This window comes from Oceanisphaera sp. IT1-181 (assembly GCF_033807535.1).
GTDB lineage: Bacteria > Pseudomonadota > Gammaproteobacteria > Enterobacterales > Aeromonadaceae > Oceanimonas.
Map to the genome: position 1 here is coordinate 2,055,386 of NZ_CP136856.1, position 12,306 is coordinate 2,067,691.

The 12,306-nt window shown below is 46.9% G+C and carries 8 protein-coding genes; 3 read left to right on the forward strand and 5 right to left on the reverse strand.

What is annotated here, in order from left to right; genetic code table 11:
• Positions 1–291: 291 nt before the first annotated feature.
• On the forward strand, positions 292–759 hold the full coding sequence (gene bcp / locus R0134_RS09180; protein WP_319781586.1) for a thioredoxin-dependent thiol peroxidase: 468 nt from the start codon (positions 292–294) through the stop codon (positions 757–759).
• A gap of 224 nt (positions 760–983) precedes the next feature.
• Here bcp and R0134_RS09185 read toward each other — a convergent pair whose 3' ends face one another.
• Positions 984–1,415 carry a DUF6691 family protein gene (locus R0134_RS09185; protein ID WP_319781587.1) on the reverse strand — a complete coding sequence of 144 codons (432 nt, stop codon included), beginning with the start codon at positions 1,413–1,415 and terminating at the stop codon, positions 984–986.
• Between the two features lie 20 nt (positions 1,416–1,435).
• Positions 1,436–1,864: a YeeE/YedE family protein gene (locus tag R0134_RS09190; protein WP_319781589.1), complete on the reverse strand. Its 429-nt coding sequence runs from the start codon at positions 1,862–1,864 to the stop codon at positions 1,436–1,438.
• Between the two features lie 291 nt (positions 1,865–2,155).
• On the opposite strand from R0134_RS09190, the gene R0134_RS09195 reads away from it, so the two are divergent.
• Entirely contained in the window at positions 2,156–5,128 is a 2,973-nt protein-coding gene (locus R0134_RS09195; RefSeq protein ID WP_319781590.1) for an EAL domain-containing protein, read from the forward strand.
• Positions 5,129–5,376: 248 nt separating this feature from the next.
• Here the strand turns inward: R0134_RS09195 and R0134_RS09200 are convergent, their stop codons facing one another.
• The 3 genes from R0134_RS09200 to tkt all read right to left on the reverse strand — a co-directional run bounded on the left by R0134_RS09200 (position 5,377) and on the right by tkt (position 10,667).
• Positions 5,377–7,140 (reverse strand): anti-phage dCTP deaminase, encoded by a 1,764-nt coding sequence (locus tag R0134_RS09200; protein ID WP_319781592.1) that lies wholly within the window; start codon positions 7,138–7,140, stop codon positions 5,377–5,379.
• A gap of 146 nt (positions 7,141–7,286) precedes the next feature.
• Positions 7,287–7,907, reverse strand: a complete 621-nt coding sequence (locus R0134_RS09205) for a hypothetical protein (RefSeq protein WP_319781594.1) — start codon at positions 7,905–7,907, stop codon at positions 7,287–7,289.
• A 759-nt stretch (positions 7,908–8,666) separates the two neighbouring features.
• Positions 8,667–10,667: a transketolase gene (gene tkt, locus R0134_RS09210; RefSeq protein WP_319781595.1), complete on the reverse strand. Its 2,001-nt coding sequence runs from the start codon at positions 10,665–10,667 to the stop codon at positions 8,667–8,669.
• Positions 10,668–11,097: 430 nt separating this feature from the next.
• On the opposite strand from tkt, the gene metK reads away from it, so the two are divergent.
• Positions 11,098–12,258: a methionine adenosyltransferase gene (gene metK, locus R0134_RS09215; RefSeq protein WP_319781596.1), complete on the forward strand. Its 1,161-nt coding sequence runs from the start codon at positions 11,098–11,100 to the stop codon at positions 12,256–12,258.
• Positions 12,259–12,306 lie beyond the last annotated feature (48 nt).

Here is a 12,306-nt window from a genome sequence, read left to right on the forward strand (position 1 = left end):
GCTCAGCTTAACTGACCTAACATCAGTCGACTGGCCATGATAAACATAAGCTTCATCTAGCGCCTAACACTTTACCTTATTTCACGAAAAACCTAAGTTAGCGAGTGCGCCGGCTTGTTCTGGCTAGCAGCAAGTCTGAACCCGTAAACAGCCTAAGCCCGTAAAAAAGTCAGGTTGAAATGAGCGGTTATGGTAGTAGCGCCCAAGGGTGAATACAAGAGAGCCGCTGGAGACAAAGCCAATTTATGCTAGGATCAACGGCCACTCCCTTCATCTTTGGATAGGCCTTTCATGACTTATTTACCTGCTGGCAGCCCAGCTCCCGCCTTTACCTTACACGACCAAAACGGTCACGCCGTAAGCTTAAGTGACTTTAGCGGCCAAAAAGTGTTGGTTTATTTTTATCCTAAAGCCATGACCCCAGGCTGTAAAGTACAAGCCTGCAGCCTGCGCGATAGCCAAACTGAGCTGGCAGCACTTAATACCGTAGTGTTGGGCATTAGCCCAGATCCGGTGGCACGTTTGAAGAAGTTTGAAGAGAAAGATGCGCTGAACTTTACGCTACTTTCTGACGAAGACCACGCCGTGGCCGACGCCTTTGGCGTGTGGGGGCTCAAGAAGTTTATGGGTAAAGAGTACGACGGTATTCACCGCATTAGCTTCTTGATTGATGAGTCTGGCACCGTTGCCCACGTCTTCGACAAGTTCAAAACCAAAGACCACCACGAAGTGGTATTGAATTATTTAACTGAAGAATAAGCGCCGAGCGCCTAGCACCAGGCGCCCAGCTAAAACCAGTAATTAAAGACTCTCTCGCCACGGAATACACGGAACAACACGGACGAAAAAACAGTAACCAAGTAACAATGATTAACGGTAAGCGCTTACCATATAAGCATTATCTGTTGTTGCTCTTTTCTGTGTAATTCCGTGTATTCCGTGGCAAAAACAGCACTTAGATTTTCTTAGCTTGGAGCTTGGCGCTACTTGCTGAACTTCCCCACCAGCCAAAATCCGGCCAGCATGGCTAGTACAAAAACACCGGCTTGCCATTGCATGCTGCCCAGCAGACCTATCGCAGGCCCGGGGCAAATGCCTACCAATCCCCAGCCTACGCCAAACATGGCGGCACCGATGAGTAAGCGCTTATCGATCACCGGGTCCGGCACTTTAGGCAAGTCGCTCCCCAATGCGCATTGGCCCCGGCCACTACGACGCCATAAATAATACCCCGGCGCAAACACACCCAGTGCTCCGCCCATCACCAGCGCCAAGCTTGGGTCCCAGCTACCGGTAATATTTAAAAAGCCCTGCACCTTGGCGGGATCTATCATGCCGGACACGGCTAACCCTAAGCCAAATAAGGCGCCCGCTAATAAGGCGATGAACATCAATGCTGCGTTATTATTCTTCATTGCCCTAGCCTCGCTATTGTTCATGACCCTAGGCCAAACAAGGTAACGGTCGCCATGCCAGCGGCAATAAAAACCACAGTCGCTATCACAGAGCGAATTGAAAAACGCCCCATGCCACAAATGCCATGGCCACTGGTACAGCCATTGCCTAAGCGTGTGCCAATGCCGACTAACAGCCCAGCGGCGGCCAACTTAAGCACTGAAAAGCCTGCCAATTCCGGCACGGCGATAGCATCACTGGCGAACAACAGCGCCGGCACCAAGAGTAGCCCTACCAAAAACGCTAAGCGCCAGCTTTTATCGGCGTGATTGCTCTTATTACCTAAGCTCGCAATAATGCCGCTGATGCCGGCAATTTTTCCCGCACCCAGTAACAGCAGTAAGGCTCCTGCCCCAATAAAGGCACCGCCCAGTAAAGCTGACCAAGGTGTAAAGTTGATGATTGTCATAGCGCCACCTCATTAAATTAGAGTTGCCTAATAATACTAGCCACCTCTACATTAGCAACACCTTATTTAACTCATTAATTTAACTCATTAATTTAACTTATAAAAGGTAAGGCTATGATTTAAACAACTGAGTTATTTACACTTATTGCTCTCACATCATGGCCAACCTCGGTCTCATTATTTACAATGGCGATGCTCGATCACTTATATCGCCGCAAATTTTGCCATTTTTATCAAACTGCTCTCATAATCCTGCAGTGGCCGCGCCTATTCACAAGGAATATCAATAGTATGCAGTTACCTGCATTGTATCGCCCTTTGCATCAGCTCTGCTTTTTCCGTTTAGATGCGCAGTTTTACCTGACGCCATTAACGGCGTTGCCCAGCGACGAATTACGCCTGCCTGATACTAAACAGTCACTGTTAAGCCAGTTGCCTGATGATGATAGACGCCAACTTGAGCAAGTGTGCGCGAATGGTGCTGCCACCAGTTTAGCGCTCACCATTAAGGGCCGCCGCTGGATTTGCCACTTGGCCCCGGTGGAGAATAATCATTGGCTGCTGAGTGCCGATATGTCGGCGCACCAGCAATGCGACCAACTGGGCGTTACCGAGTGGCAGCTCGCCCAGCAATGGCGATTAGGGCAGAGCCAACACGGCGACGATCACCACGCCTTAATTAGCATGCCCCAGTTGGTTGATACCCTGCTGAGCGAGCAACATGCGGATCGGGTAATCTTATGGCGCCACTATCAGGATGACGAAGTGCTGCGCCCGCTCTATAGCCAAGGCATGGCCTTTAATTTGCAGCCCGTGAAAGCCGAGCGCCATTATTTACGGACCTTGCAACAAAGAGGCGCTTTAAGCTACAGCCACTGCGCCGAACAACCCCTGCTGAGTGCTTTTAATTATTTGGCCACCGACGGCATTGTGCATCGCCTCGATGTGCCGCTACTGCTGGATAAAAAATTAATCGGCGTACTAAGCCTAGAATATGCCCGCCCGCGCGCAGCGGTCACCTCCTCTGATATGCAGTTTGTGGCCACCCTCGCCGCTCAATTGGCCCAGCTGATTAGCCAACCGGTGACGTCTGAGCCATTGAGCAGCCTAGAGCTGCAATTGGCAGCGCTGACGCCAATCTTGTTACGCCACACTGGGCAAGACTTTTTTAATCAATTAATGCTGCAATTAACCCGCCTGTTTCAGGTAGATATGGCGCTGGTGGGCTTAATCTCGCCCTCCCAAGAAAAAGTGCGAGTGGTGTCTTGTGCCATTAATGGTGAGCTGCAACCGCCTTTTAGCTTTAGGCTGGCCAACACGCCCTGCGAAGTGAGCATTGGCCAAAGCCAACAGATTAATGTCTATCACCAAGATGTGGCGGCCATTTTCCCCGACGCTGATTTATTGCAACAGCACAATATTCAGGCCTATGTGGGACTGTCGGTCAGGGATCATGAAGGTAACACCATCGGTAATTTAGCCTTATTGTTTAAACAGCCCTTACCTGCATCCAGCCAGCTGCAATCGGTGTTAGAGCAGTTGGAATATCGAGTGTGCGCAGAGCTATTACGCCGGCGCGACCAAGAATCGTTAATGGTGGCGGCGGTGGCCTTTGATGCACAACAAGGTCAGTTTATTACCGACAGTCAGCTGCATGTGCAGCGCGCCAATCAGGCTTTTTTACAGCTCAGTGGCTATTTTTGTGAAAAATTACTGGGCCGCTCGGCCTTAAGCTTGCGTACCGATACCCCTTTTCACGCCAGTGTAGACACCATCACCCACAGCTTAGAGCAGCACCAAAGCTGGCAAGGCGAGCAACAACTCAAGCGGGCCGACGGTCAAACGGTACCCGTGATGCTGCGTATGTCACAGGTGAAAGATAAGCTAGGCGTTATCCATTATGTGTGTGGCGTAGAAGATTTATCCCAGCAAAAATCGGCCCAGCAACGCATCGAGACCATGGCCTATTTCGATAAGCTCACCGGCTTGCACAATCGTCATTATATGGTCGACCACATTAGCCACACCATTGCCCAAGCCGAGAGTGAAGCCAGCCGTGGTGCCTTGTTACTGCTGGATTTAGATGGCTTTAAAAGCATTAATGACTCGCTGGGCTATCGCATTGGTGACAGCTTATTAATGCAGGTGGCCGAGCGTTTACGGCAATTTAGCGCGCAAATTGACGGTGCCAGCTTAGCGCGCATTGGCAGTGATGAGTTTGTACTGCTTTGCCCAAATTTAGGCCATGGCTATACCCAAGCTAAAACCCGCGCCGAGCAATTGGCACACAGTTTAGGTGAGCAGTTTTTATTGCCGTTTCAATTTGAAAGCCTACGTTTGCATGTGAGTGCCAGCGTGGGCATCAGCTTATTCCCAGTGGCGGAATTAGGTTTAGAGGAATATTTGCGCCAAGCGGACACCGCCAACCACATTGCCAAGCAAGTGGCACCGGGCAGCCATGTGTTTTTTAGCCAAGAAATGGCCGATGAAATTCAAGAGCGGCTCACCATCGCCAATGCGCTGCAGCAAGCGCTGCACAACAATGAGCTGGAGCTGTATTTTCAGCCACAACAACGGGTGGCAGACAATCAGTTGACTGGCGTAGAAGCGTTATTACGCTGGCTACCCGAGGGCAAAGCGCCCATACCGCCGGGTATCTTTATCCCTATCGCCGAAGAAACCTCACTCATTTGCGATATTGGCAGCTGGGTATTGCAGCAAGCCTGCGTGCGCTTTAATGCCTGGCTAGCATTGCCCAATCGGCCAGAACGGATGTCGGTCAATATCAGCGCCCGACATTTTCACGCCCCAGATTTTATTTCCCAGCTGTCATTATTAATGCACCAATACCCCAGCTGCCGACAGCGCTTAACGCTGGAAGTAACTGAGGGTGTATTTTTAGAAAACTTGCACGATAGTCGCAGTCGCATGGCGCACATTAAGGCGTTAGGTCTGAATATTTCGATTGATGACTTTGGTACCGGTTATTCCTCCTTCGCATATTTACGAGAATTACCGGTGGATGAGATCAAGTTAGACCGCGCTTTTATTCAATACGTGGCCGAGCGCCCCCAAGACAAAGCCATTATTAGCTGCTTACTGGAGTTAGCCCGCACCCTAAACATGGAAGTGGTCGCCGAAGGCGTAGAAACCCCCGCCCAACTGGCCACCTTGAACGAGCTAAACTGCGGCATTTGCCAAGGCTACTTACGCGCAAGGCCCATGTGCGAGGATGATTTAATTGCCTGGTTGAAGCAGTTGTAAGCTGCCAGTATGGCTTTAGTTCATCACAATATTTTGGTGAGCTAAAGCAAGCGGAGCCTTTGGCTGATCCATTGATACTAGGTAATGGAGCAGCCTCAGTTTTTTATTAAGTAAGTTTGATCTACTTAATTAAGGTTGGAGCTTTAATGGATGCGGTTAACGCCGCATTAAGCGGACTAAAACTGTGGGTTATACTGTGTAGTGAAGCGAAACGTAACCCACTGTTTTAGTTCCGTTTAAATGCCTTGTTATACGTTTTGTTGCAATTCTTGAACTCTTTCTTTAGCTTTTTGCTCTCTTTCTATATATGAATAAGGCAGTAATGCTGTGCGTAGTTGAGATGTATTAGGGCTCCAAGCTACCGTGCTACCATCTTTTAATTTTCTTTTTAGTTCATATCCCGAGCCTAGGGACATAGAAAAAACATTTAAGAAATTTCTAGCTCCCACACCAACGAAAGGTTCGAATATTATTTTTTCTTTGGTAGTTCCAAAACCCATGGTAACGGACTCCCTATGGAAGTCTAAAGCCTTACTTTTTGGGTACGGCTCTACAAACACAACTCTTTCGATCCCAGCAGCTATAATATGTTTTGCACAGTTATGGCAAGGAAATGTCGTCGCATAAAGGGTCGCCTCTTTAGTTGAAATACTTTCTCGACTACATGACATTAATGTTTCCATTTCTGCATGTACTACTCGGCCATACTCTGTAATATCCTTAATTTTACTACCCTTAACAATACTCGTTACTTTATCTTTCAAAACTCCAATTTTGGTAACATTATCCGCATCTGATATATCAAGAGCATCAATGGCTATTATTAACGATTCTATTAAATCTGTAGATATTTTTTCTTTTTCTTTCGCATTAGAATCTTCGGCTCTTTTATAATCTCGTCCATCACTAGTATCAGAGACTTCCCCCGTTACAGGATCTACAACAGGCCAGTATAACCCACCACCAAATTTGGGGATATCATTCGCACCAGTAGAAAGAATGGTATTGTCTCGAGCTATTACAGCCCCCACTTGTCTAGATAAGTCGGCGGAACGTAAAGAAGAAGTAAATGCCATATACGTTGCAAATTCGTCAAAAGTTGGCGTAATAAAGGGATCACCAAAAATCAAACTAAGAAACCTATAACAAGAATTTCTAAGTCCATCATATGAGCCTTCGTATTTAACAAAATAATCAGCTAAATGAAATGCATCACGCGTATGTTGACCATGCCCATCTTTCTCACCTTCATCTCTTTGAATCAACTCATTCACTTGCTCAATCATCATGCCTTTATCTTTTATAAGATATTCACTTCTTCTTTGTGAACTTTCATACAAGGAAATTTGGTAAAACCCTTCAGAATAAATTTGGCGCAATCTTTTTATTTCAGCATCATGCTTTAAAGAGTTTATAATATAAGCAACCCTTCCAGTTTTTCCATCAACTTTCCTTTTCGCCCTAACTTCTGAGATTACTCGAGCCACATCTAAAGCAACAAAACTATTATCTTTACTGCTATTCCTTAATTGATTTCCCGCATCCATGAATGATTTAATTCGTTCGAATTCATTTTCAGATGATAATTCAGACTCTTTATGCTTTTTGATTATTTCTGATGAAACCCCAATAATCTCTACATCATATTTAAACCGGTCATTTAAATATCCCTTCAAAATATCAGTTAATTGACCAAGCCTACTTCCTATTGCTCCAACCAACCCAACAACAACTTCTGAATCTGGATATATGTCGCCTAAAAAGTTTTCCTGCTTTGAGTTCAATTCGGTATCTATTGAATTGTGAATGTAAATATTGAATATTGTTTTTAATAGAGACGCAATCTCTTTTTCACATTTTGTTTCAATAGTTCCTGTTGTTTCATTCCACGTTATGTATTCATTATCACTGAAAGTAATTTTATGAACATCACCTTTTTTTTCTTCAAAAACGCTAGTTTTTAAAGGAGCTAATTTTTCTGTTAGTCCTTCGATTGTTCCATGAAACTTCATTATTATTTTTTCCTTATGGACTACATGTATGGGGAAATTAGTGAAACGTATAACGCCGCGTTAACCGGCGAAGTAATGTTGGCGACTGTTTTGCGTGTTTTTGCAAAACGGGTGACGTTATTACGGAGTCCGAGTTGAATGCCTTGTTAAGTTTCACTGGCAATTGTTTTAAGAAAGTTAGTGACATCCTTCAAACAAGGAAAATCATCACGATTACGCCCCCACCAACTACCTTCAACTCTATAAAGAAGGTGAAGATAAAAATGATATTTTTCATAAAACTCAGTCAGATTTAATTCAGATATCCGTTCAAAGGATGCATGTCCAGATATTTTATTTCTATATATTCTAAAATCTTCTGCGAAACTCGGAGGGACAGGTAATAAACTTTCATAATGAGAAATATCATTTTCCCAGTTTGGTGCAATGCCTAGACGAATATTATCAATGGTTTTACTAATAACTCTATTCGTGTCGCTCATTACTAATGCATCAAGATATTCGGTGCGATCACGCCCTTTTTTGTTTGTAATGCTGGTGTTATGTGCCTCTCGCGCATGGCAGGCCATGAGAAATTCGTACAAATGAAGAATGAAATAAGAGTATGAATTATAAGCACGATAAGATATTTCGTTATTTTGTCCACTTAATATCAAACGTTCTCCAATCATACGAAACTGCTCAAACGCATCATAACATTTGTAATATTCGTGAATAATTGCTCTGCATTGATCTGAATCCTTTTCCGATCCTGGCTCGATTCTCACGCTTCCTCCTTAAAACTTAAAACTTAACATTTTTAATACTGCGCATGCGCGTTTACACTCATGCTCATATTGATCCTTAGCTATGATCGGTATCAACAAATACAACAACTATAAGCATCTGATTATTAAACTATTTAAAAACTATACGAGCACATGTAAGCATCTGCTTGCAGCAAAACAGGCACTTGGGGCGAAAAATAAAATAGGCGCTCCGCACCATAATTTTCATTTTCAACCTCTTCACTCATATGCAGTATGGTTTTTCAAATGAGGCCATTTTGGACGGAATGAGGATGAAGTTCAATTGAATGTTGCCGATAAAAATAACCATGTACACAGTTATTATTAACAGCCGCGCTGCGTAGTTGTCTTTGGATGACCTACAGACAACTCGGTGCTTAAGGAGAGGCAACAGAGATCAGCTTGCTGCCGTGTCGCGGGAGGTGACGCTGTTGCCTCTAAGCTGAGTGACGAATTAGTAACAGTGAAAGGAAAAATGCGAGATCCTGACTTTCTTCAGGAAGACGGCTTAAAACATAGTGGCACACCTTATGCGGTACGCCATAAGTTAAACCCAAACAAAGGATCGCCTCTGGAATTACAGCGTACGACGTAAAGCGTACGGCCGTGTATTCAGTAACTGCCCTACCCTTCGCCCATAAAAAAACCGGCCAGTTGGCCGGTTCTTATTAACAATACGCTGAGCGTATTAAATTAGCTTCTTTGCATTCTTACTTAGTAGCTCTTAGCCAGCAGCTCTTAGCCAACAAGAAGTGCATTCGCTTTTTCGACAACATTTTCAACGGTAAAGCCGAACAGCTTGAACAGTTCACCCGCTGGTGCAGACTCACCGAAGGTGTGCATGCCGATGATGTCGCCGTTTAGGCCTACATACTTAAACCAGTAATCGGCGATGCCTGCTTCTACGGCCAAACGCTTAGATACGGCTGCTGGCAATACGCTTTCTTTATATTCAGCAGACTGAGCATCAAACACGTCAGTACACGGCAGTGAAACTACGCGTACTTGCTTGCCTTGGGCAGTCAGTTGTTCATAACCCGCTACGGCCAGTTCAACTTCTGAACCGGTGGCGATGATGATCAGCTCAGGCGTGCCTGAACAGTCTTTCAGCACATAACCGCCTTTAGCGACGTCTGCCAATTGCTGCTCGTTGCGCTCAATTTGGCCTAAGTTCTGACGAGAGAAAATCAAAGACGTAGGACCATCTTTACGCTCAATGGCGGACTTCCACGCGACGGCAGATTCTACCTGATCGCAAGGGCGCCACGTGCTCATGTTTGGCGTTAAGCGCAATGAGGCAATTTGCTCAACCGGCTGGTGGGTTGGGCCGTCTTCACCCAGACCGATAGAGTCGTGGGTGTAAACGAAAATGGCGCGTTGCTTCATCAGTGCGGCCATACGCAGGGCGTTACGCGCATATTCCACAAACATCAAGAAAGTGCCGCCGTACGGGATAAAGCCGCCGTGCAAGGCCACGCCGTTCATGATGGCGCTCATGCCAAACTCACGTACACCGTAGTGCAGGTAGTTACCGCTGAAATCTTTCGCGCTGATCGCTTGAGACGATTTGTGTATGGTCAGGTTAGAAGGTGCTAAGTCGGCACTGCCACCCAACAGCTCAGGTAAAATGGCACCAAACGCATCCAGTGAGTTTTGTGACGCTTTACGAGTAGCGATGGTCGCGGGGTTAGCTTGCAGATTTTTAATAAAGTCGCTACTTGTTTGTGCCCAATCTGCAGGTAATTCGCCAGATACACGACGGCTAAATTCAGCGGATAATTCAGGGTGTGCAGCTTGGTAAGCAGCAAACTCTTTATTCCACTGAGCTTCTGCAGCGGCACCTTTTTCTTTGGCATCCCACTCGGCATAAATATCGGAAGGGATTTCAAAAGGAGCATGTTCCCAACCTAACTGCGCACGGGTAGCGGCAATTTCTGCATCACCTAAAGGTGCACCATGACAGTCGGCAGTGCCGGCTTTGTTTGGTGAGCCAAAACCAATCACGGTTTTGCAGCAGATGAGCGTTGGGCGGGTAGTGTCGGCGCGAGCGGCATCGATGGCAGCAGTGAGTGCTGCGCTGTCGTGGCCGTCAACGCCGGCGATAACCTGCCAGCCGTAAGCTTCAAAGCGCTTAGGGGTATCGTCACTAAACCAGCCGTCTAGCTCGCCATCGATAGAGATGCCGTTGTCATCCCAAAAGGCAATCAGCTTGCCAAGACCTAAGGTGCCGGCTAATGAACAGGCTTCGTGAGAGATACCTTCCATTAAGCAACCATCACCCAAGAAGGTGTAGGTGTGGTGATCGACCACATCATGACCGGGACGGTTAAACTGCGCGGCCAGTGATTTTTCAGCAATCGCCATGCCTACGGCATTGGTGATGCCTTGGCCTAATGGGCCTGTGGTGGTTTCTATACCCGGCGCATAACCGTATTCCGGATGGCCTGGTGTTTTAGAATGCAGTTGGCGGAACTGTTTCAGATCCTCGATAGATAACTCATAGCCCGTCAGGTGCAGCAAGGAGTACAACAACATGGAGCCGTGACCGTTGGACAAGATAAAGCGGTCCCGATCGGCCCAGTCTGGGTTACTGGGGTTGTGCTTAAGGTAATGGCGCCACAACACCTCAGCAATATCAGCCATGCCCATAGGGGCTCCGGGGTGGCCGGAATTGGCTTTCTGTACCGCATCCATACTGAGTGCGCGCACGGCATTGGCCAGCACTTGACGAGAAGGCATCAACATCTCCTGAGACAGTTAGGTAATTTGAGGGTGTAAAACTGCCGTATTGTCCCAAAGACTGCTAGGCGGCGCAAATCTAATCTCATGCGTGCAGCATAATCAGGTTCCGTATGGCTAATTATCAGTAAGTTAGTGTCTTTGACTCGCAACATCTTACTTGCTTAGTGCTTCTATATAGCTGGCTTTTTGCTGGCATGAGTGAGCGCCGAAGCCATCGCGGATAATGCACAGCACGGCGACATTTTACTGGTAATTGAGGGCACCCCTCTTTAGAATAGCCGTCTAGATGTTAATACTGCCACCGTGTATACATCATCATTGAGTGATAACTGCTAGAGATAGCTCACTTTATTGACCGATGGCTCAACAAAAAAAGTGCGCAGATAACACACCAGATTTATTTTTATTAATACGTTAGGAAATCATCATGGCCAAACTATTTACCTCCGAGTCCGTCTCCGAAGGTCATCCGGATAAAATTGCCGACCAGATCTCAGATGCGGTACTGGACGCCATTATCGAACAAGATCCCAAAGCACGCGTGGCGTGCGAAAGTTTCGTTAAAACCGGCATGGTAATTGTTGGCGGTGAAGTTACCACCAGTGCTTGGGTAGATATCGAAGACTTAGTACGCAAAACCGTCAGTGACATTGGTTACACCAGCTCAGACATGGGTTTTGACGGCGCCAGCTGTGCCGTTTTGAATGCCATTGGTAAGCAATCTCCCGATATCGCCATGGGCGTGGACCGTGAAGACGTAGACCCCTACGCTCAAGGTGCCGGCGACCAAGGCTTGATGTTTGGTTATGCGTCTAACGAAACCGACGTACTGATGCCAGCACCCATTACTTATGCACATAAGTTGATGAAGCGCCAAGCAGAAGTGCGCAAGTCTAAAGAGTTAACTTGGTTACGCCCAGATGCAAAAGCGCAAATCACCTTTGTATATGATGATGCGGGCAAGCCCGCGGCGATTGATGCGGTAGTATTATCTACCCAACATTGCCCTGAGATTGATCAAGCCATGCTGCGTGAAGCCGTGATGGACACCATTATTAAGCCCGTATTACCGGCGGAATGGTTGACCAAAAACACCAAGTATTTCATCAACCCCACCGGTCAGTTTATTATTGGCGGCCCTGTGGGTGACTGTGGTTTGACCGGTCGTAAAATCATCGTTGATACCTACGGCGGCATGGCTCGCCACGGCGGCGGTGCTTTCTCTGGTAAAGATCCATCTAAAGTTGACCGTTCTGCGGCCTACGCCGCCCGTTATGTAGCGAAAAACATCGTTGCTGCCGGCCTTGCAGATCGCTGTGAAATTCAAGTGTCTTACGCAATTGGTGTGGCTGAGCCTACGTCAATTAGCGTTGAAACCTTTGGCACCGGCAAGGTGGCAGAAGATTTGATTGATGCGTTAGTGCGCGAGTATTTTGACCTGCGCCCTTACGGCCTGATCCAAATGCTGGACTTGAATCGCCCGATTTATCAGTCTACCGCTGCGTACGGTCACTTTGGTCGCGAAGAGTTCTCGTGGGAAGCCACCGACAAAGCCGACTTACTGCGCGACGCCGCCGGCTTAAAATAAGCCCGCCAAATGCCGAATCAAAAGGGAAGCTACGGCTTCCCTTTTTTA

Excerpts from the sequence above, each read along its gene's own strand:
- R0134_RS09195 (WP_319781590.1), top strand. The coding sequence starts at position 2,156 with ATGCAGTTACCTGCATTGTATCGCCCTTTGCATCAGCTCTGCTTTTTC.
- R0134_RS09190 (WP_319781589.1), bottom strand. The coding sequence starts at position 1,864 with ATGACAATCATCAACTTTACACCTTGGTCAGCTTTACTGGGCGGTGCC.
- metK (WP_319781596.1), top strand. The coding sequence starts at position 11,098 with ATGGCCAAACTATTTACCTCCGAGTCCGTCTCCGAAGGTCATCCGGAT.
- tkt (WP_319781595.1), bottom strand. The coding sequence starts at position 10,667 with ATGCCTTCTCGTCAAGTGCTGGCCAATGCCGTGCGCGCACTCAGTATG.
- R0134_RS09185 (WP_319781587.1), bottom strand. The coding sequence starts at position 1,415 with ATGAAGAATAATAACGCAGCATTGATGTTCATCGCCTTATTAGCGGGC.
- R0134_RS09200 (WP_319781592.1), bottom strand. The coding sequence starts at position 7,140 with ATGAAGTTTCATGGAACAATCGAAGGACTAACAGAAAAATTAGCTCCT.
- bcp (WP_319781586.1), top strand. The coding sequence starts at position 292 with ATGACTTATTTACCTGCTGGCAGCCCAGCTCCCGCCTTTACCTTACAC.